The sequence below is a fragment of the Mycobacterium sp. PO1 genome, from assembly GCF_017312405.1.
Lineage (GTDB): Bacteria > Actinomycetota > Actinomycetes > Mycobacteriales > Mycobacteriaceae > Mycobacterium.
The window spans coordinates 54509-76073 of sequence record NZ_BLTG01000023.1; the positions used below are offsets into that span (position 1 = coordinate 54509).

Sequence of the window (21565 nt, forward strand, 5' to 3'; positions counted from 1 at the left end):
TCGCCGGACCGTACCGGATCGTTACCGGCCGAGTCGTTTTCGACGGCCAACGACGTTAACGGCAAACGACCGTTTGGGTCGTGTTCACGTTAATGTAAATGTCACACACAGACACTTCGCAGAAACACAGGCGCTCTAACGTCCCGAGACGACACCGCGCGCCACGGCCGCCGCGGCGTCCCCCGGAAGCGTTCTGTAGATCCCTCTCACAACGCCTCATCTGCGGATGAGCGCTGCCGACGCGCAGAAAGGCTGTTCATGCAACACTCTCGACGGTACTCCTTGACCCGGTCGGCCCTGGCCGCCGGCAGCGTCCTCGCCGCCACCAGCCTGGTGCTGGCCGGCTGCGGCAGCCGCGCCGGTGATGAAGGTGCAGCAAACGCCGAGTCCTGTGTCGACACCTCCGGTGACACGATCAAGGTCGGCGCGCTGAACTCGTTGTCGGGCACCATGGCGATCTCCGAGGTGACCGTGCGCAACGCCATCGATCTGGCCGTCGAGCAGATCAACGCCGACGGCGGCGTGATGGGCAAGCAGATCCAGCTGGTCGCCGAGGACGGCGCGTCCGAGCCTGCGGTGTTCGCCGAGAAGGCCCAGAAGCTGATCAGCAGTGACTGTGTGGCGGCGGTGTTCGGCGGGTGGACCTCGTCGAGCCGCAAGGCCATGCTTCCGGTGTTCGAGGACAACAACGCGCTGCTGTACTACCCGGTGCAGTACGAGGGCCTGGAAGCCTCTCCCAACATCTTCTACACCGGTGCCACCACCAACCAGCAGATCGTGCCCGCGCTGGACTACCTCAAGGAGCAGGGCGTCACGTCGCTGTACCTGGTAGGCAGCGACTACGTCTTCCCGCAGACCGCCAACCGCATCATCAAGGCGTACGCCGCGGCCAACGGCATGGAGATCCTCGGCGAGGACTACACGCCGCTGGGGTCGACGGACTTCTCCACGATCGTCAACAAGGTGCGCGCCTCGGGTGCCGACGCGGTGTTCAACACCCTCAACGGCGACTCGAACGTCGCGTTCTTCCGCGAGTACAAGAACGTGGGCCTGACACCGCAGGAGATGCCGGTGGTGTCGGTGTCCATCGCCGAGGAAGAGGTCGGCGGCATCGGCGTGCAGAACATCGAAGGCCAGCTGACCGCCTGGGACTACTACCAGACCATCGACAGTCCGGTGAACAACGCCTTCGTCGCGGCCTACAAGGACAAGTTCGGCGCCGACAAGCCCACCTCCGACCCCATGGAAGCCGCCTATGTGTCGGTGTATCTGTGGAAGAACACCGTCGAGAAGGCGGAATCGTTTGCAGTTCCCGATGTTCAGGAGGCGGCCGGCGGCGTCGAGTTCGATGCGCCCGAAGGCCTGGTGCAGATCGACGGCGACAACAACCACATCACCAAGACCGCCCGCATCGGTGAGATCCGCAACGACGGCCTGATCTACACGATCTGGGAGTCGCCCGGCCCGATCGAGCCGGATCCGTTCCTCGAAGGCTATCCGTGGGCCGAGGGCCTGTCGGGCTGACGCGCACATGGATGTCCTGATCGGGCAACTGGCAACAGGATTGAGCCTCGGCTCGATCCTGTTGCTCGCCGCCCTGGGCTTGTCCCTGACGTTCGGCCAGATGGGCGTCATCAACATGGCCCACGGCGAATTCATCATGGCCGGCTGCTACACCGCCTACGTGGTGCAGCAGGTCGTCTCCAGCGCCGGTGTGTCCCTGCTCATCTCACTGGTGGTGGGGTTCGTCGTCGGCGGTGCGATGGGTGCACTGCTGGAGGTCACGCTGATCAACCGCATGTACCACCGGCCGCTGGACACCCTGCTGGTCACCTTCGGTGTCGGACTGGTGTTGCAGCAGTTGGCCCGTGACCTCTTCGGCGCCCCCGCCAAGAACGTGTTCGCTCCCCCGTGGCTGTCGGGCGGAGTCGAGATCTTCGGCGCCGTGGTTCCGAAAACCCGGCTGTTCATCCTGGTGCTGGCGATCGCCTGCGTCACCGCGCTGGCCGTCGCGCTCAAGGCCAGCCCGATGGGCCGGAGGATCCGGGCGGTGGTGCAGAACCGCGATCTTGCCGAGACCAGCGGTATCTCGTCGCGCAGAACCGACATCACGACGTTCTTCATCGGTTCCGGGCTGGCCGGCGTCGCCGGAGTGGCGTTGACGTTGATCGGTTCGACGAGTCCGACGATCGGGCAGAGTTACCTCATCGACGCCTTCCTCGTGGTGGTGGTCGGAGGCCTGGGCCAGATCAAGGGCACCGTCATCGCCGCGTTCGCACTGGGCTTCTTGAACTCGTTCATCGAGTACAACACCACCGCGTCGCTGGCCAAGGTGATCGTGTTCGTGGTGATCGTGATCTTCCTGCAGGTCCGGCCGCAGGGCCTGTTCACCGTTCGGACAAGGAGTCTGGTGTGATGCCGACGAGCGCTCGCGCGAGGAGCAGACGAGCACCGACGAGCGCTCGCACGAGGAGCAGACGAGCACCGACGAGCGCTCGCGCGAGGAGCAGACGAGCACCGACCAGCGCTAGCGCGAGGAGCCGGTGTGCGTAGTCTGGTGGGCCGCTGGCAGACCTGGGCCGGTTTCGGCGTCGCCGCGGTGGCGCTGTTCGCGATCGCCCCGGCCCTGCTGTCGAGCTTCCGGCTCAGCCTGTTGGCCCAGTTCCTCTGCTATGCGATCGTCGCCGTCGGCATCGGGCTGGCCTGGGGCCGCGGGGGCATGCTGGTGCTGGGGCAGGGGGTGTTCTTCGGTCTCGGCGGCTACATGATGGGCATGCACCTCAAGATCGCCGACGCCGAGATCGCCGGCAACGACGTACCCGACTTCATGCAGATCGCCGGCGTGCGTGAGCTTCCCGCGCTGTGGGTGCCGTTCGCGTCGCCGTTCGTCACACTGGTGGCCATCGTGGTGATCCCGGCCGGCATCGCGGCGCTGCTGGGCCTGGGCGTGTTCAAACGCAAGGTCAAGGGCGCCTACTTCGCGATCCTGTCCCAGGCGTTGGCGGCCGCGATGGCGATCCTGCTGATCGGCCAGGCCGAGCTGCTGGGCGGTTCCAACGGGCTCAACGGCTTCCGGACGTTCTTCGGCTTCCGACTGGCCGACCCGGTCAACCAGCAGATGCTGTACTTCATCGCCGCGGCCACGCTGCTGGCCGTCGTCGCGCTGGTGCGCCAGCTGATGCAGAGCCGTTACGGCGAACTGCTGGTGGCGGTCCGCGACGGCGAGGAACGGGTCCGTTTCCTGGGCTACGACCCCGCCAACACCAAGGTCGTCGCCTACACCGTCGCGGCGCTGTTCGCCAGCATCGCCGGGGCGTTGTTCGCCCCGATCGTCGGCTTCATCACCCCGTCACAGGTCGGCATCCTGCCGTCGATCGCGTTCCTGATCGGCGTGGCGATCGGCGGCCGCACCACCCTGCTGGGCCCGGTGCTGGGGGCCATCGGCGTCGCGTGGGCGCAGACCCTGTTCTCCGAGCAGTACCCGTCGGGCTGGATCTACGCCCAGGGTGCGCTGTTCATCGTCGTGGTCGGGTTCTTCCCGGCAGGTCTGGCCGGGCTGGGCATGCTGTGGGCGCGCCGGCGCAGGAAGTCCGAGTCCGACCAGATGCCCGAGCCCGACAACGATCCCGATGCGGAGAAGGTGGGTGCCAGCTCATGACCGAGGTCCACGCGAGCTCGGCGGGAAAGGAACCGGTCGAGGGCGGAAACGCCGGGATGGGCACCCAGTATCTGGAGGTCCGCGGACTGACCGTCGACTTCGACGGCTTCAAGGCGGTCTCCGAGGTGGACCTCACGCTGTTCCAGGGCGATCTGCGGTTTCTCATCGGTCCCAACGGCGCCGGTAAGACCACGGTCATCGACGCGATCACCGGATTGGTGCCGGCGAGCGGGTCGGTCAACAAGTCCGGTGTGGAGTTGTTGGGCAAGAAGGTGCATCAGATCGCCCGGCGCGGCGTCGGGCGGACCTTCCAGACCGCCAGCGTGTTCGAGGAACTCTCGGTGCTGCAGAACCTCGACATCGCCGCCGGAGCCGGGCGGTCGGTGTGGACGATGCTGCGGCGCCGTCACGGCGTGCTCCCTGCGATCGAGCAGGCGCTGCACACGATCGGGTTGACCCATCTGGCCGACCAACCCACCGGGATTCTGGCCCACGGCCAGAAACAGTGGCTGGAGATCGGGATGCTGCTGGTGCAGAACGCCGACGTGCTGCTGCTCGACGAACCCGTCGCCGGCATGAGTCACGAAGAGCGTGAGGAGACCGGAAACCTGTTGCGCCGCATCGGCGCCGAACGCACCGTCGTCGTCGTCGAACACGACATGGACTTCATGCGCGAGTTCGCGACGTCGGTGACGGTGCTCGCCCGCGGGCAGGTGATCGCCGAGGGGTCGGTGGCCGAGGTACAGGCCAATCCCAGGGTTCAGGAGGTCTACCTCGGGACCGCGGCTGCCGGATCGGCGGAGGCCGAGGAGACCGGCGCTGCCGAACTGATCGAGGAGAAGTCCTGATGCTCGAATTGGTCGACGTCCACACCGGTTACGGCCGCACCGAGGTCATCCACGGCGTCAACGTCGAGGTGCCCAGCGACGGGGTCGCCGCGGTCATGGGCCACAACGGCGCCGGCAAGACCACGCTGCTGCGCGCGGCGGTCGGGCTGTTGAAGTGCTCGAAGGGCACGGTGCGCTTCGACGGCGAAGACATCACCAAACTGCGTCCCAGTGCGCGGGTGAACCGCGGACTGGCCTACGTCCCGCAGGGCCAGCAGTCCTTCGGCCAGCTCACCACGGCCGAGAACCTGCAGGTGGTGGCGGACGGGCGCAAGAACGGCAAGCAGCTGATCGACGAGCAGCTCGACCTGTTTCCCGCGCTCAAAGAGCTGCTGACGCGTCGCGCCGGCCTGCTCTCCGGCGGTCAGCGCCAGCAGCTGGCCATCGCGCGTGCATTGATCACCTCCCCCAGATGTCTGATCCTCGACGAACCCACCGAAGGCATCCAGCCCTCGGTGGTCGCCGAGATCGAGGAGACCATCACCACGCTGACCAGTCGCGGCAACCTCGGTGTGCTCCTCGTCGAGCAGCACATCGGCTTCGCGCTGCAGTCATCGCAGCGCTACTACGTCCTGGAATCGGGTCGGATCACCTCGACCGGCACCGGCGGTTCGTCCTCGGAAGCCGACGTGCGCGCCGCGATGGCGATCTGACGCTTTCCGACACCGGGCAGACATGTCACGGTGGAGGCCATGGCACGACGTCTCCCCGACAGCGCAGCGCGCAGGCGGCGCCACCGCAGTTGGCTGACGGCGGCGCTCAGCGTCATCGGAGCTTTCGGCGCGGGAAGGGTGCTCGCGCCCAGTGTGGCCGTCGGGCACTTCCACTCTGCTGAGGCGATGGACCGCTACTTCGCCGCGTATGACCGCGCCATGGCCAAGATGCCGAATCCACAGCAGGTGCTGGACATTCGCACGGCCTTCGGTGTCGTACGGGTGTACCGATTCGCCGGCGCGCGGAGGGGCGCACCGCTGTTCCTGCTGCCCGGCGCCCGATCGGGCACGCCGGTCTGGGCGGACAACATGCCGTCGCTGCTGGCACACCGTTCGGTGTACACGGTGGACCTGCTGGGAGAACCGGGGCGCAGCATCCAAACCCGTCCGATCACCGATGCCCACGACCAGGCCGCCTGGCTGCACGAGGTCCTCGACCAGCTGCCCGATACCGAGGTCAATCTGCTCGGGCTCTCGCTCGGCGGGTGGAGCGCGACCAACCTCGCACTGCGCGACCGCAGTCATATCAGAACATTGACCTTGGTCGAGCCCGTGCAGGTGGTCGACGGCCTGTCGCCGGCGGCGATCCTGCGCTCCATACCGGCGAGTGTGCCCGGATTTCCGAAGGCCTGGCGCAACAGCTTTGCTAGTTGGACCGCCGGCGGTGCCCCGGTGCGGGACGTGCCCGAGGCGGCGATGATCGAGGCCGGTATGCAGGCGTATCGCACGCGCACCCCGACGCCGGACCGGATCAGCCCCGAGCAGTTGACGACTCTGAAAGTTCCCACGTTGGTGATACTCGCCGCCGAGTCGCCGATGCACGACGCGCGCGCAGGCGCGCGGACCGCCCGAACCGCATTGCCGACGGCCACAGTGAAGATCTACGACGGCGCGTCTCATGCGATCAACGGCGAAAGACCCGAGCAGATCGCAGCCGATGTCGCGGCGTTCCTGGGGAAGCACCGGTCATAGCCCGTTTCTGCACGGCGCGCCGCGAAATTCGTACAAACGCGCGACGTCGCCGCGAATGTCGTCCATCGTTGAGCCGTGGGCACTTCCGAGGAGCCGATCATTCTCGCCGAGTACGGCGGACTGGTGATCGCCGAACGAGGGCCTGAGGTCATCCTGGTCGACCGCGGCAGCGGCCCGACCGAAATCGTCGTATTCGTGCTCGTGGTCGTCACCGTGGTGTTCGGCGGCTTCGGCGCGGTGTCGGTGTGGTCGGCCGCCGCGGGCGGCATGTCCGCAGGCTCGGCGTGGCTCGGCGTTGCGCTGCTCGCGGTGGCGGCCGCGGCGGCAACGGCGATGTATGTGTCCGTCAACGCATTGCGCCGCCGACGGGGTCGTCCTCTGACCTCCTTCACACCGGTCGCGGTGTTCGACCGGGCCACCCGGGTGTACCGCGACGGCGCCGGGGCAGAGGTCGCGCCGGTGGACCAGGTCAGATTCGAGCGCCGGATGCACATGACATCGAGTTCAGCCAAGCTGGTCGCCGTCACGCCGAACGGCACGCGGGTCCTCAAGCGCGGCCACCCGTTCGGTGGCGGCATCGGCGACCTCGACGCGGTGCTCACACGTGTAGTCCACGGCGCCCCGCACTGACGAGCGCGCGGTCCGGCACGGAGTGTCGCCATGCGGACGCACGCGTCCGCGGAACCGTCTCAGCCCAGTCGGGACAGCACGTCGGCGACGACGTCGGCGACCGCCACGTCGACCTGCTCTCCGGTCGCCAGGCTCTTGACGCCGACGGTCCCAGCCTGCAGGTCCCGGTCACCGGCCACCAGCGCGATCGAGGCGCCCGAGCGGTCGGCGCCTTTCATGCCGGCCTTGAGGCTGCGGTCACCGTAGGCGACGTCCACGCGCACACCGGCCGCGCGCAGCCGCGCGGCCAACACCGCCAGGGCGACCTTGGCGTCACCGCCGAGCGGTACCGCATACACGTCCACCCGTGCCGCGTCGGCGGCGCTCTTACCCTCCGCGCGCAAGGCGAGCAGCGTGCGATCGACGCCGAGCCCGAATCCGATCCCGGACAGGTCCTGCCCGCCCAGCTGACGCATCAACCCGTCGTAGCGACCGCCGCCCCCGATGCCGGACTGGGCGCCCAGGCCGTCATGGACGAACTCGAACGTCGTCTTGGTGTAGTAATCCAGCCCGCGCACCATGCGCGGATTGATCGTGTACGCCACGCCGAGGGCATCCAGATGCGCCAGCACCGTCTCGAAATGGCTCTTGGCCGCCTCGGAGAGGTGATCGAGCATCACCGGCGCGGCGGCGGTCATCTCCCGCACCGCGGGCCGCTTGTCGTCGAGCACCCGCAGCGGGTTCACCTGCGCGCGCCGCCGGGTCTCGTCATCGAGGTCCAACCCGAACAGGAACTCCTGCAACAACTCCCGATACTGCGGACGGCAGCTGTCATCACCCAGCGAGGTGATCTCCAGGCGGAACCCGTCCAATCCCAGAGACCGGAAGCCGGCGTCGGCGACGGCGATCACCTCGGCGTCCAGGGCCGGGTCGTCCACGCCGATCGCCTCCACCCCGACCTGCTGCAGCTGCCGGTACCGGCCGGCCTGCGGACGCTCGTAACGGAAGAACGGACCCGAGTAGGCGAGCTTGACCGGCAATGCACCCCGGTCCAGCCCGTGCTCGATGACGGCCCGCATCACTCCCGCGGTGCCTTCCGGGCGCAGGGTCACCGACCGGTCGCCGCGGTCGGCAAAGGTGTACATCTCCTTGGACACCACGTCGGTGGACTCCCCCACGCCGCGGGCGAACAGCGCGGTGTCCTCGAAGATCGGCAGCTCGATGTGCCCGTAGCCGGCGCGGCGCGCCGCCTCCAGCAACGCCGCACGCACCGCGACGAACTCCGCCGATTCCGGCGGTACGTAGTCCGGCACGCCCTTCGGCGCCCGGAAGGCATGCAGAGGTGAGGAACTGGCAGAAGTGTCGGTCACGGGGTCAAACCTTCGAGAAAGGGGTTGGTGCGGCGTTCGAGACCGATCGTGGTCCTCTCGCCGTGCCCCGGCAGAACCAGGGTCTCGTCGTCGAGCACGAGCAGTTTCGTGACGATCGATTCCAGCAGATCGCGGCCGCTGCCGCCGGGCAGGTCGGTGCGACCCACCGACTGCTTGAACAAGGTGTCACCGGTGAAGGCCACGGACTCGGGCCCGCTCTCCACGCCGCCGTCGACCCGGAACACCACCGAGCCCTGCGTGTGGCCCGGCGTGTGATCGACCGCGACGGTGATGCCGCCCAGTTCGATCTTGTCGCCGTCCCGGTCCAGCTCGACGACCTGGCGGGGCTCGCGGAACATCGCCGCCACCGCTATCCGGCCGACACCGGCGAAAAAACCCGCACCGAAACCCTTGATCGGGTCTGCCAGCATGAACCGGTCCGCCGGGTGGATGTAGGTGGCGCAGCCGTAGGTGTCGGCCACCTTCTGGGCCGACCACATGTGGTCGATGTGGCCGTGGGTGAGCAGCACGGCCGCCGGGGTGAGGCGGTTCTCGTCGAGGATGCGGCGCAGCGGACCCATCGCCCGCTGGCCCGGGTCGACGACGATGGCGTCGGCGCCCTGGCGCGGGGCCAGCACGTAGCAGTTGCACGCCAGCATGCCGGCCGGGAATCCGGTGATCAACACGCCTCCCAGCTTCCCATGCCCAGGTCGCACCGCTGTTCACGAGGGTCGCGGCGCCCTCACTCGCCGTGAACTGGCACACTCGGTGCCGACCGGATCGACTGCAAGGAGGGACCCGGGGTGCCGACGAACGAACAACGGCGGGCGACAGCCAAGCGCAAGCTGGAGCGTCAGCTCGAGCGACGGGCCGAGAAGGACCGCAAACGCCGGACATACACGATCGTCGGCTCGGCGGTCGCCGCGGTGGTCGTGATCGGCGCCGTGATTGCCACCATCGTCCTCACTACCGGCAATTCCGATTCCACCGCCTCGGGGTCGTCGACCGAGGCGTCCGAGACGACCGGGCAGACGCCCGAGCAGGATCCGTTCGACGCTCCGCAGCCGGGCGAAGTCGCCGCCCTGCCTCAGTTCACCGCCCCGGACGGACTCGGGCAGAACTGCGAGTACCCGGCCGCGCAGGAGGCCAGCAAGGCGAACAACCCGCCCCGCACCGGCGAGGTGCCCACCGAGCCGGCCCAGGTCAGCGCCAGCATGGAGACCAACCAGGGCAATATCGGGTTGCAGTTGGACAACGGCAAATCACCGTGCACCGTCAACAGCTTCGCCAGCCTCGCCCAGCAGGGTTACTTCAACGACACCCCCTGCCACCGGTTGACCACCAGCGAATCCTTGTCGGTGCTGCAGTGCGGCGATCCGACCGGTGAAGGCACCGGGGGCCCCGGGTACGAGTTCGCCAACGAGTACCCCACCACCCAGTACCAGCCCGACGACCCCGCGCTGATGCAGCCCGTCGTCTATCCGCGCGGCACGCTGGCCATGGCCAACGCCGGCCCCGGCACCAACGGCAGCCAGTTCTTCCTCGTCTACCAGGACTCGCAGTTGCCGCCGCAGTACACGGTGTTCGGCACCATCGACGAGACCGGTCTGGCCACGCTGGACAAGATCGCCGCCGAGGGTGTGCAAGGCGGCGGGCAGGACGGCCCACCCGCCGCGGACGTCGTCGTGGAGTCCATCCAGCTGGACTGAAACCCGGTCGCGAATCGCCCACAAGCGGGTTCGGGGGCGTCGAGACCCTTTGACCCGCCCGCCCGTTTACGCATACGTTCGTTTGGCTGAAGTTCACCCGAAACGCACGTGTGGATACGAAAACGACGAGGGATGGGTCATGGCCGATTCGATACGACGGAGTTTCATCAGGCTGGGGGCGGCGACCGCAGCGACCGTGCTGGGCGCGGCGCTCGTGACGAGTTGCTCGAAGGTCCCCGACAACGAGCAGGGCGGCACCCTGCAGCGCATCCAGGACGCCGGCACCGTGAAGGTCGGCATCGCCGGCGAGGTGCCGTACGGCTACACCGAGGGCGGTGAGGTCACCGGCGAGGCACCCGAGGTCGCCAAAGCGGTGTTCTCCGCGATGGGTATCGACAACGTCGACGCCACCCAGGTCGAGTTCAGCCAGCTCATCCCGGCGTTGAACGCCGGCCAGTACGACATGGTGGCCGCCGGCATGGCGATCCTGCCGCAGCGCTGCGAGAACGCCCAGTTCTCCGCGGTGGACTACGTGACCCCCACTGCCTTGCTGGTGCCCGCCGGCAACCCCCAACAGGTGAACAACTTCGAGGACGTCCTGGCCAAGGGCGTGCCGCTGGCGGTGCTGTCGGGAACCGTCGAGGAGTCGGTGGCCCAGTCGATGGGCATCCCGGACAACCTCATCCAGCCGTACCAGGGCCAGCCGGAGATGCTGCAGGCGCTCCTCGACGGCCGCGCTTATGCCGGAGCGCTGACCGACATCTCGCTGCGCCGCATGGTCGCCGACAACCCCGGCGCGCCGCTCGAGGTCACCGACGGTTTCGTCCCGGTGATCGACGGTGAGGAACAGATCCAAGCCGGTGGGTTCGTGTTCCGTAAGGGCGACGACGAACTGGTCGACGAATTCAACACCCACCTCAACGAACTGCACGGTTCGGGCGAGTGGCTGAGCATCGTGGAGCCGTTCGGCTTCACCGAGGACAACGTGCCGCCGGAGGATGTGAGCACCGCGCAGCTCTGCGCCGCCGGCTGAGCCGGTGTTCGACAACGTCGGACTGTTCGTCGACACCATCTCCGCGGGTCTGCTCCTGACCGTGGAGGCCACCGTCGGCGGCATCGTCATCGCGACCGTGTTGTCCTTCGCGTTCGGGTTGGCGATGTTGTCGCGGTGGCGTGTGGTGCGGGCCCTGGCCCGCGTCTATGTCGAGATCTGGCGGGGCACTTCTGAAGTCGTGCAGCTGATGTGGATCTACTTCGTGCTGCCGGTCCTGGTCGGATACCAGATCGTGCCGCTGGCGGCCGGTATCGCCGTGCTGGGTCTGAATTTCGGCGCGTACGGCGCGGAGATCGTGCGCGGGGCGGTGCAGTCGGTGCCTCGCGCCCAGTACGAGGGCGCCGTTGCGCTGTCGCTGACGCCGCGGCAGCGGATGCTGCGGGTGATCTTGCCGCAGGCACTGGTGGAGATGGTCCCGCCGTTCAACAACCTGTTCATCCAGCTGCTCAAGGGCAGTTCGCTGCTGACCATCATCACGGTCCACGAGATGACCTATCAGGCAAGGGAAGTCCTGATCGACCGGTTCATCTCGCAGGCTGCGACCATCTGGACGATCGTGTTGTTGTTCTATTTGGCGCTGGCGGTGTTGATCACCGCCGGGATGCGGTTGTTGGAACGCTGGGCCGCCGCCCTGGTCGGTCGCCCGGTGGCACCGCGCCGCACCGTGCGTGCGTTGTTCCGTCGCGACCGGGTGGAGCAGCGGTGATCTGGGACTGGCAGTACGCCTGGGAAGTCTTTCCCGACATCGTCGTCGACGGATTGCGGATCACGCTGCTGGCGACCGTGCTGGGCTCTGCGCTGGCCTACACACTGGGTCTGCTGCTGACGTTGCTGCGTCGTTCGCCGATACGCATCGTCAGCTCCGCCGCGTGGGCCTTCATCGAACTGGTGCGCAGCACACCGCTGTTGGTACAGATCTTCTTCTTCTTTTTCGTGCTGCCCGATTTCGGGGTGCGCTTCGATCCGTTGACCACGGGCGTCGTCGCGCTCGGTGTGCACTACGCGACCTACTGCGCCGAGGTGTACCGCGCCGGCATCGACGCGGTGCCGGTGGGCCAGTGGGAGGCCGCCGTCGCGCTGAACCTGCCGCGGCTACGCACCTGGACGGCGGTCATCCTGCCGCAGGCGGTCCCACGCGTGTTGCCCGCGCTGGGCAACTACACGATCTCGATGCTCAAGGAAACGCCGTTGCTGCTGATGATCGGTGTCCTCGACATCGTCGGAGTGGCAAACCAATTGGGTTCGCGGGCTTTCCGTTACGTGGAGCCGATCACGATCGCCGGGGTGTTGTTCCTGGTGCTGAGTTACTCGGCTTCCCTACTCGTGCGAGGGATGGAGCGACGTGTCCGATACAGCCACTGACATGATCCGATTCGAGCATGTCGTCAAGAGATTCGGCGACAATGTCGTGCTCGACGGGCTCGACTTCGCCGTCCGGCCGGGCGAATTCGTCACCCTCATCGGCCCCAGCGGCTCGGGTAAGACGACGATCCTGCGCCTGTTGATGACACTCGAGCAGGTCAGCGAGGGTCGCATCTTCGTCGGCGGCGACTGCCTGAGCCACATGACCCGGCGCGGACGGGAGGTGCCCGCCGACGAGAAATACCAGCGCCGGGTTCGCAAGCGCATCGGGATGGTGTTCCAGCAGTTCAACCTGTTTCCGAACATGCGGGTGCGACAGAACATCACGGAGGGACCGATTCACTCCCTGGGCCTTTCCCGCGCCGAAGCCGAGGAGCGTGCAGACACACTGCTCGACATGGTCGGTATCGCGGACAAGGCCGACGCGCACCCGGCGCAGTTGTCCGGCGGTCAGCAGCAGCGGGTGGCCATCGCGCGTGCGCTGGCGATGCAGCCCGATGTGCTGCTGCTCGACGAGGTCACCTCGGCGTTGGACCCCGAGCTCGTCACCGGCGTGTTGGCCCTGCTCAAGGACATCGCCACCACCACCGAGATCACCTTCCTGTGCGTGACGCACGAAATGAACTTCGCCCGTGACGTTTCCGACCGCGTGATGATGTTCGACGGGGGCAGGGTCCTCGAGGACGCGGCCCCAGACAAGTTGTTCAGCGACCCCGACCACGAGCGCACCCGGGAGTTTCTGCGCGCCGTGCTGGAGCGCGGTTAGCTCAACTCGTGGCCGGCACCGGAACCATCGGTTTCTCGCAGCAGATCTCGTTGTGTTCCATCTCGGGCGGGCACGGACATTCCTTCTCGTAGACCAACCGCGCACCGCACTCCTGACATTCGTATCGATCACCCACGTGTCGTCCCACTGCGGTCCTCCCACCGATCACGCGGCGCACCACGGCGGCGCACCTGCTTCTGCAGCGAATGCTATGGCCGGGGACGCCCGCCGCCTACGGCCGAAAGTCCCTGGCGATCACTGCGCCCACCGGTTTCAGCGCAGGCTGTCGGCGGTCGCCGCTGCGTCGGCGACACTGATGACCATCCGGCCGTAGGGCTGCCCGGACAGGTCCAGCCGCACCGCCGGCGTCGAACGACGCGCCACGGCGAAGGTCTTGGCGCCGGAGCGTCGCCATGTGCCGATCTTGACGCGACCGGGTACATGCAGACCGGGCGCGCGCATGCCGCGCACACACGACAGCGGGTCGTGATCCACCTCGACCGCGGTGATCGCCGAGACAGGGAACCGGAAGTCACCGTGCAGACCGGCAATTTTCTCCCACACGCCCAGCTGCACCGTCACGTCGTCGCCGATCCGCGCAATCCTCGCCATTGTCCGCCTCCTGTATCATTCTCATTTATGAGAATAATAGCACCGGCGATAATGGCGGTATGCCGTCGATCGATCTCCTCCTGCACCCGATCCGCATCCGCATCATCCAGGCTCTGCTCGACGGCAGCGCGCTGACCACCAAGCAGCTCAAATCGCAGTTGACGGATGTGCCCAGCGCATCGCTGTACCGGCACGTCGCGATGCTGGCCGATGCCGGCGTTCTCGTCGTCACGGGCGAAAGGCCGGTGCGGGGCACCGTCGAGCGCATGTACGCGCTGCATCTGCCCAGCGCGTCCGTCGGCGCTGCGGAGGCTCGCGCGCTCAGCCTCGACGATCACCGGCGCGCCTTCACCGCCTATGCGGCGGCACTGCTCGCAGACTTCGACCGCTACCTCGATGACGCCGACCCCGACCCGGTAGGCGACGGAGTGTCGTTCACTCAGATGGCACTGTGGCTGTCGGACGACGAGCTGGCGACGTTGCGCCGCAAGCTCGCCGAACTACTCCAACCCCTGTCCACAAACGGGCCGGGCAGGGACCGGACGAAACGGATACTGACCATGGTGCTGATGCCGGCGCGATGACGCGGCTCACGCCGCCACTGCCCCACCGCGGCTCACGCCGCCACTGCCCCACCGCGGCTCACGCCGCTTCTGCCCCACCGCGGCTCACGCCGCTTCTGCCCCACCGCGGCTCACGCCGCCGATGTCACCCGGTAGACGTCGTACACACCCTCCACATTGCGCACCACGTTCAGCACATGGCCGAGATGCTTGGGATCGCCCATCTCGAACGTGAAGCGACTGATCGCGACCCGGTCGTTGGACGTCGTCACCGAAGCCGACAGGATGTTGACCTTCTCGTCGGCCAGCACCCGGGTGACATCGGAGAGCAGCCGGTGCCGATCCAGCGCCTCCACCTGGATCGCGACCAGGAACACCGACGACGGCGACGGCGCCCACTGCACGTCGATGATCCGTTCGGACTGATCCTGCAGCGACGCGGCATTGGTGCAGTCGGTGCGGTGCACGCTGACGCCGCCACCGCGGGTGACGAAGCCCATGATGTTGTCGCCGGGCACCGGGGTGCAGCACTTGGCCAACTTGGTCAGCACACCCGGGGCGCCGGGGACGGCGACGCCGACGTCGTCGCTGCTGCGCTGACGCACCGGCATGGTTGCCGGCGTGGACCGCTCGGCCAGTTCGTCGGCAGCGTCGTCGTCGCCACCGATCTGGGCGACCAGCCGCTGCACCACGTGGCGGGCCGAGACGTGCCCCTCGCCGACCGCGGTGTAGAGCGCCGAGACGTCGGTGTAACGCAGTTCGCGGGCCAGCGCGCCGATGGACTCGGCAGTCATCAAGCGCTGCAACGGAAGTCCGCCACGACGCACTTCTCGCGCGATCGCGTCCTTACCCGTTTCCAGCGCCTCTTCTCGCCGTTCCTTGGCGAACCACTGTCGGATCTTGGCTTTGGCGCGCGGGGAGACCACAAAGGTCTGCCAGTCGCGCGACGGTCCAGCGTTAGGCGCCTTCGAGGTGAAGATCTCGACCACTTCGCCGTTTTCCAGCTTGCGTTCCAGCGCGACGAGTCGGCCGTTGACCCGCGCACCGATGCAGCGGTGTCCGACCTCGGTGTGCACCGCGTAGGCGAAGTCGATCGGTGTCGACCCGGTGGGCAGCGTGATCACGTCACCTTTGGGGGTGAACACGAAGATCTCCTGCACCGCAAGGTCGTAACGCAACGACTCGAGGAACTCGCCGGGGTCGGCGGCCTCCCGCTGCCAGTCCAACAGCTGACGCATCCAGGCCATGTCGTCGATCTCGGTCGCTGCGTGGCTGGGCGGGGCGGCGTTGCGGCCCTTCGCCTCCTTGTACCGCCAGTGCGCGGCGATGCCGTATTCGGCGGTCTTGTGCATGTCGAAGGTGCGGATCTGCACCTCCAGCGGCTTGCCCTCCGGACCCACCACCGTGGTGTGCAACGACTGGTAAACCCCGAAGCGGGGCTGGGCGATGTAGTCCTTGAACCGCCCGGCGATGGGCTGCCACAACGAATGCACCACCCCGACCGCGGCGTAGCAGTCCCGCACCTCGTCGCACAGGATGCGCACGCCGACCAGGTCGTGGATGTCGTCGAAGTCGCGGCCCTTGACGATCATCTTCTGATAGATCGACCAGTAGTGCTTGGGCCTGCCTTCGACAACGGCGTTGATCTTCGATGCCGACAGGGTCGCGTTGATCTCGGCGCGCACCTTGGCCAGATAGGTGTCACGCGACGGCGCCCGGTCGGCGACCAGCCGGACGATCTCCTCGTACTTCTTCGGATGCAGGATCGCGAACGACAGATCCTCGAGCTCCCACTTGACCGTCGCCATACCCAGTCTGTGCGCCAGCGGGGCAATGACTTCGAGTGTTTCGCGGGCCTTGCGGGCCTGCTTCTCCGGCGGTAGGAAGCGCATGGTCCGCATGTTGTGCAGCCGGTCGGCCACCTTGATCACCAGCACGCGGGGATCACGCGCCATCGCGATGATCATCTTGCGGATCGTCTCGCCTTCGGCAGCCGTGCCGAGGGCGACCTTGTCCAGCTTGGTGACCCCGTCGACGAGGTGGCCGACCTCGGTGCCGAACTCCTCGGTCAGCGCCTCCAACGTGTAGCCGGTGTCCTCGACGGTGTCGTGCAGCAGTGCCGCCACCAGCGTCGTGGTGTCCATGCCGAGCTCGGCCAGGATGTTGGCCACCGCCAGCGGGTGGGTGATGTAGGGATCACCGGACTTGCGCATCTGGTCGGCGTGCCGCTGCTCGGCGACGTCATAGGCCTTCTGCAGCAGCGCCAGGTCTGCCTTCGGATAGATCTCCCGGTGTACGGCGACCAGCGGCTCGAGCACCGGGTTGACGGCGCTGCGCTGCGACGTCATCCGCCGGGCCAGCCGGGCCCGCACCCGCCGGGACGCGCTGGTGGAGGGCTTCGGCAGCTCCATGGGCTGGGTTTCAGGGCCCGCCGCACCGGCCCGGGTTGGTGACTGCCCGGCCTGGCTCGCGCGGTGATCCGTGTTGACCTCGCCGGCCATTGTTCACCTCCCGGGGCTGTCCTGTAGGCAGGATATCCGTTCAGACCGTGTACAAGCTCGTGACCGCAAGCGGATCCAGCACCGCCCGGCCACCGAGGGCGGCCAGCTCGAGCATCACCACCGCCCGCGTCACCTGTGCACCCGCCGCGGTGAGCAGCGCGTGCGTCGCGGCCAGGGTCCCCCCGGTCGCCAGCACGTCGTCGATGACGACCACCGACCGCCCGGCGAGCTCGACGCCCTCGGCGGGCACTTCCAGCGTGGCGGTGCCGTACTCGAGCGTGTAGGTCTCGCTGAGCACCGGCGGCGGGAGCTTGCCCCCCTTGCGCACCGCGAGGACACCGACGCCGAGCTCGAGGGCGACCGCGCCGCCGAGCAGGAAGCCGCGCGCATCCACCCCTGCGACCAGGTCAGCACCGCGTGCGACGTCGGCGATGGCCTTGCTCACCTCGGCCAGCCCGCGCGCGTCGGCCAGCACGGGTGTCAGGTCTTTGAACTGGATACCCGGCTCGGGAAAATCGGGCACCTCACGCAGCAGGGACGCGATGACCCCGGAGACCCGAGAGACGTCAGGGGCGTCGGAATTGCCGGAGACCTCAGGCACCGGGGAGAGCTCCGAGCCGCTCACTGGCTCAACTTCCAGCGGTCCATGTTCCACCCGGCTCCCCATCGTGTCGGATTCGCGCTCACCGCGAACATGTTCGTCGAGGTGACCAGGGTCCGCTGCTGACGGTACAGCGGCAGAGTCGGCATGTCCCCCCAGAGGATCGGCGCCGCCTCGGCGAGCAACCTCGCGATCTCCTTCGGGTCGTTGATCACCGCGATGGTCGAGATGATGCCGTCGATGCGTTCGTTGGCGTACCGCGGCAGATTGTTGCCGTTGGCGCTGTGCAGCGTGTACGCGTCCACGGCCGAGGATCCCGACGACCCGCTGCCGGCTGCGCCCCCGGTCCCGGCCACCAGGACGTCGATCTCGTTGTTGCGCAGCGCCAGTGGCCCCGTGTCCGCGCCGGCAACGTCTTCGACGGTGATGCCGGCGGGAGCGCAGGAGCGCGCGATCGCGCCGACCAGCGCGGCGAGGCGGGCATTGGGGGTTTGATAACCCATCCGCACCGTCAACGGTTGCCCGCCCAGCGCGGCACGCGCGGCGTCGGGATTGGCGACGGCGAACTCGCCGGCCTCGGGGGTCGTCTCGGCCGCGCCGTAGGCGTCCTCGGTGGCCGTGTTGAGCCGTGAGTTCACCACCGGCACCTCGGCGTTGCGGGCGATGACGTCGCGCGGAGTGCACAGGGCCACCGCGCGTCGCGCCGGCACGGCGGCCAGCGGTCCCTGCGGGGCGAACAGGAGCTGCTCGACGCCCGCCGAGGCCGATTCGGATCGCTGATAGTCATCGGGCAGGTTCAGCGTGCCCAGGGAACCCGACGCGATGTCGACCACGTCATAAGCGCCCTCGTCCACCCGGTCCTGCATGTCCGAGCTGCGCGGATGGACCACGACGCGCCCGGTGATCGGCATGGTGCCCCACCACTTGTCGTTGGCGACCAGCACCACCGAGCCGTCGGCGGACACCGAGTCCAACTTGTAGGGACCCGACGACGGGAACCGGGCGAGGTCCACATCCGGCGTCAGATCCCAGACGGTGTTCCACGCCGCAGCGATGCGCTCGACGACCGGACCGTCGTTGTCCAGCAGTGCCCGCGTCACCCCGCCGTCGCCGAGGCCGAGCTCGTCGGCCAGGACGTGGGCCGGCATCAGCGAGGTCGCGGTGAACAGCTGCCCGTAGTCGGTGAACGGCCGGTCCTGGGCGAAGGACACCCGAGCCTTCTTCTGACCCGGCACACACTCGACGGTGGCGATGTCGGTGTAACCGGCGCGGCTGGCCGCGTCGAAGGCCGGGAACCGCCCGGACTGCGCCGCCCACGCGAGCACCATGTCGTCACACGTCACCGGTTTCCCGTCGGAATACACCGCTTCCGGTTTGATCTCGTAGTCGAGCACCAGCGGGTTGCGGCCGACCAGATTGGTGCTTCCGAAGTCGTGGTCGCCGACGATCTGCCCTTCCGGGCCGTGATACGTGAACCCGGTCAGCGCCCGGGCGAACGCCTGGGGGCCACCGGAGGCGGCTCCGGCGACGGTGTTGGTGTTGTAGCTGACCAACGCACCGTCGACGGCGTAGTCGACGGAGTCGGCGGCCTGGTCAGCACAGGACGCCAGGGCCGGGCCGGCGAGCAGACACAGCACGACGGCCGCCACGGTGACGCGTCGCGCCCTGCGTCGGGCCATCCCGGCTACCGGTTCCGGGGGCTTCGCTTACCCGAAGGCCGCCCGGTCCTGCTCGTGGTGGGACGCACCGGGCGCGCGCCGGGGGCGGGCTTGTCGGGCGGGATGCTCGGCGCCGCCGAGGCCGACACCGAGGCCGGCTGGGCGTCGTCGTCCTCGTCGGCGCCGAGGCCGGCCGCGTCGTCACTTCCCGATCCGCCGGCGGCCTTCGCCGCGGCAGTCGCGCGGCGGTTGAGCACCCGCCGGGTGTGCTTGCTGACCAGTTCCGTGCGCTCACGCAGGCTGACCAGCAGCGGTGTGGCGAAGAAGATCGACGAGTAGGTGCCCACGATGACGCCGACGAGCTGCACCAGCGCCAGGTCCATCAGGGTGCCCACGCCCAGCAGCCACACCGCGATGACCATCAGCGCGATGATCGGCAGCACCGAGATCACGCTGGTGTTGATCGAGCGCATGAAGGTCTGGTTGACCGCGAGGTTGGCCTGTTCGGCGAACGTGCGCCGGGTCGTGTGTTCGAACCCCTCGGTGTTCTCTTCGACCTTGTCGAACACGATCACGGTGTCGTAGAGCGAGAAGCCCAGAATCGTGAGCAGGCCGATCACGGTGGCCGGGGTGACCTCGAAGCCCACCAGGGCGTAGACCCCTGCCGTGACGACGAGGTCGAACAGCAGCGTCGTCAACGCGGCGATCGCCATGTACCGCTCGTAACGCACCGTGATGTAGATGGCCGCCAGCACCAGGAACACCACCAGCGCGATCAGAGCCTTCTGGGTGATCTGACCGCCCCACGTCTCCGACACGGCCGAATCGCTGACCGCCTCCGGGCTGGGGGTGCCGTCGGCGCCGACGGGCTGGAAGGCGTCGAACAGCGCGCCGCGCAGCGCGATGACCTCGTCGTTGCTCAGTGTCTCCGAACGGATCTGGAACGTCGCCGAGTCGCCGCTGCCGACGACCACCACCGACTCCGGGGGCGCGCCCACCGTGTCGGTGAACACCGTCTCGACCTGCTGCGTGGTGGCCTGACCCTCACCCCGCGGGAACGACACCTTCGTGCCGCCGACGAAGTCGATGCCGAAGGTGAAGCCGCGCAACAGGATCGCGGCCAGCGCGATGAGCACGATGCCGCCGCTGATGCCGTACCAGAGCTTGCGCTTGCCGATGACCTCGAACGCGCCGGTGCCGGTGTAGAGCCGCACGAAGAAGTTGCGGCGCGGCGCTCCGGCGCCCGATTCCAGGTCGGGCGCCTCGACTCCGGTGGCCCGGGTGTCGACGCTGTCGTTGGTTCGCTGACGTCTGGCCATGCCTCAGCCCCGTCCCGCCGCGTGCGCGGCCGCTCGGCGTTCGCGTGCGATCTGCTGGACGGCTCCGAGCCCGTTGAGCGCCGGCTTGGCCATCGTCGTGGACTTCGAGGCGAGGAAGGCCAGCGGCCAGGTCACCAGGAACACGACGACCACGTCGAGGATCGTGGTCAGCCCCAGGGTGAAGGCGAAGCCCTTCACCTGGCCGATGGCCAGGAAGTACAACACCGCGGCGGCCAGGAACGTCACCGCGTTGCCGGAGAGGATCGTCTTGCGGGCCCTGGTCCAGCCTCGCGGCACCGCCGACCGGAACGAGCGTCCTTCCCGGATCTCGTCCTTTATTCGTTCGAAGAACACCACGAACGAGTCCGCGGTCATACCGATACCGATGATCAGGCCGGCGATCCCGGCCAGATCCAGCGTGTAGCCGATGTAGCGGCCCAGCAGGACCAGGATGGCGAAGACCATGGCGCCCGAGGCCACCAGCGACAGCGCCACCAGCAGGCCCAGCACGCGGTAGTACAGCAGCGAGTACAGCAGCACCGCCGCCAATCCGACCGCACCGGCGATCAGGCCGGCCCGCAGCGACGACAAGCCCAGCGTGGCCGACACCGTCTCTGCTTCCGACGACTCGAACGACAACGGGAGCGAGCCGTATTTGAGGACGTTGGCCAGCTCGCGCGCCGTGTCCTGGGTGAACTGGCCGGTGATCTGGGTCTGCCCACCGGGAATGGGCTCCTGGATCTGCGGGGCGCTGACCACCTGCGAGTCCAGCACGAACGCCGTCTGGGTGCCCACGTTGGCCGCGGTGAAGTCCGCCCACGTCTTGGCCGCGTCGCTCTTGAACTCGACGTCGACGACGTATTCGCCGCGCTGCGTGTCCAGTCCGGAGCTGGCGTTGGCGATCTGCTCGCCGTTGATGATCGAGCTGTCGAGCAGGTAGACCTCGTTGCCGTCGGTCGAGCAGGTGACCAGGGGCAGGTTGGGGTCGTCGTTGCCTGCCAGCACGTCCTCGTCACCGCAGCGGGTGGCCTGGAACTGCATCGCCAGGATCTGGATCGCCTGCTCGCTGCTCTGGCGCAGCCGCTTCTCGTCCTGGATCCGGGTGGCCAGCGGGGCGTCCTGCTGACCGGGTTCGGCGGAGTTGCCCGGCGTCTGCGGCGCGGGACCCGGCGGCGCCGGGCTCGGTGAGGGACCCGGTGTCGGGGTGGGCG

21 protein-coding genes are annotated in these 21565 nt (G+C 67.8%); 13 read left to right on the top strand and 8 right to left on the bottom strand.

What is annotated here, in order from left to right:
- Positions 1-258 precede the first annotated feature (258 nt).
- The 7 genes from urtA (at position 259) to J3476_RS27925 (ending at position 6860) form a co-directional block, all read left to right on the top strand.
- Positions 259-1524: an urea ABC transporter substrate-binding protein gene (urtA, locus tag J3476_RS10780; protein WP_207066481.1), complete on the top strand. Its 1266-nt coding sequence runs from the start codon at positions 259-261 to the stop codon at positions 1522-1524.
- Between the two features lie 7 nt (positions 1525-1531).
- Positions 1532-2416, top strand: a complete 885-nt coding sequence (urtB, locus tag J3476_RS10785; protein WP_207066482.1) for an urea ABC transporter permease subunit UrtB — start codon at positions 1532-1534, stop codon at positions 2414-2416.
- Between the two features lie 129 nt (positions 2417-2545).
- Positions 2546-3658, top strand: a complete 1113-nt coding sequence (urtC, locus tag J3476_RS10790) for an urea ABC transporter permease subunit UrtC (protein ID WP_207066483.1) — start codon at positions 2546-2548, stop codon at positions 3656-3658.
- Positions 3655-4506: an urea ABC transporter ATP-binding protein UrtD gene (gene urtD, locus J3476_RS10795; protein WP_207066484.1), complete on the top strand. Its 852-nt coding sequence runs from the start codon at positions 3655-3657 to the stop codon at positions 4504-4506. Before urtC ends, urtD begins: the two co-directional genes overlap by 4 nt.
- Positions 4506-5198 carry an urea ABC transporter ATP-binding subunit UrtE gene (gene urtE, locus J3476_RS10800; protein ID WP_207066485.1) on the top strand — a complete coding sequence of 231 codons (693 nt, stop codon included), beginning with the start codon at positions 4506-4508 and terminating at the stop codon, positions 5196-5198. The genes urtD and urtE overlap by 1 nt, the downstream gene beginning before the upstream one ends.
- A 39-nt stretch (positions 5199-5237) precedes the next feature.
- The gene (locus J3476_RS10805) at positions 5238-6230 is read left to right on the top strand and encodes an alpha/beta fold hydrolase (protein WP_207066486.1); all 993 of its coding nucleotides are present in this window, start codon (positions 5238-5240) and stop codon (positions 6228-6230) included.
- A 75-nt stretch (positions 6231-6305) separates the two neighbouring features.
- Positions 6306-6860: a hypothetical protein gene (locus J3476_RS27925; RefSeq protein ID WP_286182877.1), complete on the top strand. Its 555-nt coding sequence runs from the start codon at positions 6306-6308 to the stop codon at positions 6858-6860.
- A 59-nt stretch (positions 6861-6919) separates the two neighbouring features.
- Here the strand turns inward: J3476_RS27925 and hisS are convergent, their stop codons facing one another.
- Both hisS and J3476_RS10820 read right to left on the bottom strand, forming a co-directional pair.
- A complete protein-coding gene (gene hisS, locus J3476_RS10815) occupies positions 6920-8179 on the bottom strand; it encodes a histidine--tRNA ligase (RefSeq protein WP_207066506.1) in 1260 nt (419 codons plus the stop codon).
- 26 nt (positions 8180-8205) lie between these two features.
- Positions 8206-8895, bottom strand: a complete 690-nt coding sequence (locus tag J3476_RS10820; RefSeq protein ID WP_207066487.1) for an MBL fold metallo-hydrolase — start codon at positions 8893-8895, stop codon at positions 8206-8208.
- Between the two features lie 117 nt (positions 8896-9012).
- Between J3476_RS10820 and J3476_RS10825 the strand changes: the two genes are divergently transcribed.
- The 5 genes from J3476_RS10825 (at position 9013) to ehuA (ending at position 13100) form a co-directional block, all read left to right on the top strand.
- On the top strand, positions 9013-9918 hold the full coding sequence (locus J3476_RS10825; RefSeq protein ID WP_207066488.1) for a peptidylprolyl isomerase: 906 nt from the start codon (positions 9013-9015) through the stop codon (positions 9916-9918).
- 139 nt (positions 9919-10057) lie between these two features.
- A complete protein-coding gene (gene ehuB / locus J3476_RS10830; protein ID WP_207066489.1) occupies positions 10058-10951 on the top strand; it encodes an ectoine/hydroxyectoine ABC transporter substrate-binding protein EhuB in 894 nt (297 codons plus the stop codon).
- Positions 10952-10955: 4 nt separating this feature from the next.
- Entirely contained in the window at positions 10956-11678 is a 723-nt protein-coding gene (ehuC, locus tag J3476_RS10835) for an ectoine/hydroxyectoine ABC transporter permease subunit EhuC (protein ID WP_207066490.1), read from the top strand.
- Positions 11675-12334 carry an ectoine/hydroxyectoine ABC transporter permease subunit EhuD gene (ehuD, locus tag J3476_RS10840; protein WP_207066491.1) on the top strand — a complete coding sequence of 220 codons (660 nt, stop codon included), beginning with the start codon at positions 11675-11677 and terminating at the stop codon, positions 12332-12334. The genes ehuC and ehuD overlap by 4 nt, the downstream gene beginning before the upstream one ends.
- 1 nt (position 12335) lies before the next feature.
- Positions 12336-13100 carry an ectoine/hydroxyectoine ABC transporter ATP-binding protein EhuA gene (gene ehuA / locus J3476_RS10845; RefSeq protein WP_207066492.1) on the top strand — a complete coding sequence of 255 codons (765 nt, stop codon included), beginning with the start codon at positions 12336-12338 and terminating at the stop codon, positions 13098-13100.
- Between the two features lie 273 nt (positions 13101-13373).
- On the opposite strand, the gene J3476_RS10850 is transcribed toward ehuA, so the two are convergent.
- Positions 13374-13712, bottom strand: a complete 339-nt coding sequence (locus J3476_RS10850) for a hypothetical protein (protein WP_207066493.1) — start codon at positions 13710-13712, stop codon at positions 13374-13376.
- 59 nt (positions 13713-13771) lie between these two features.
- Between J3476_RS10850 and J3476_RS10855 the strand changes: the two genes are divergently transcribed.
- Positions 13772-14296: a helix-turn-helix domain-containing protein gene (locus J3476_RS10855; protein WP_207066494.1), complete on the top strand. Its 525-nt coding sequence runs from the start codon at positions 13772-13774 to the stop codon at positions 14294-14296.
- Positions 14297-14406: 110 nt separating this feature from the next.
- Here the strand turns inward: J3476_RS10855 and J3476_RS10860 are convergent, their stop codons facing one another.
- The 5 genes from J3476_RS10860 to secD form a co-directional block, all read right to left on the bottom strand.
- Complete coding sequence (locus J3476_RS10860; protein ID WP_207066495.1) at positions 14407-16776, bottom strand: bifunctional (p)ppGpp synthetase/guanosine-3',5'-bis(diphosphate) 3'-pyrophosphohydrolase; 2370 nt, start codon at positions 16774-16776, stop codon at positions 14407-14409.
- A 40-nt stretch (positions 16777-16816) separates the two neighbouring features.
- The gene (locus J3476_RS10865) at positions 16817-17401 is read right to left on the bottom strand and encodes an adenine phosphoribosyltransferase (protein WP_286182879.1); all 585 of its coding nucleotides are present in this window, start codon (positions 17399-17401) and stop codon (positions 16817-16819) included.
- Entirely contained in the window at positions 17398-19056 is a 1659-nt protein-coding gene (locus J3476_RS10870; RefSeq protein ID WP_207066497.1) for an ABC transporter substrate-binding protein, read from the bottom strand. Before J3476_RS10870 ends, J3476_RS10865 begins: the two co-directional genes overlap by 4 nt.
- Before the next feature lie 5 nt (positions 19057-19061).
- Positions 19062-20354, bottom strand: a complete 1293-nt coding sequence (gene secF / locus J3476_RS10875) for a protein translocase subunit SecF (RefSeq protein ID WP_207066498.1) — start codon at positions 20352-20354, stop codon at positions 19062-19064.
- 3 nt (positions 20355-20357) lie between these two features.
- Positions 20358-21565, bottom strand: a 1208-nt coding sequence (gene secD, locus J3476_RS10880; protein ID WP_207066499.1) for a protein translocase subunit SecD, incomplete at its 5' end; no start/stop codon positions are given.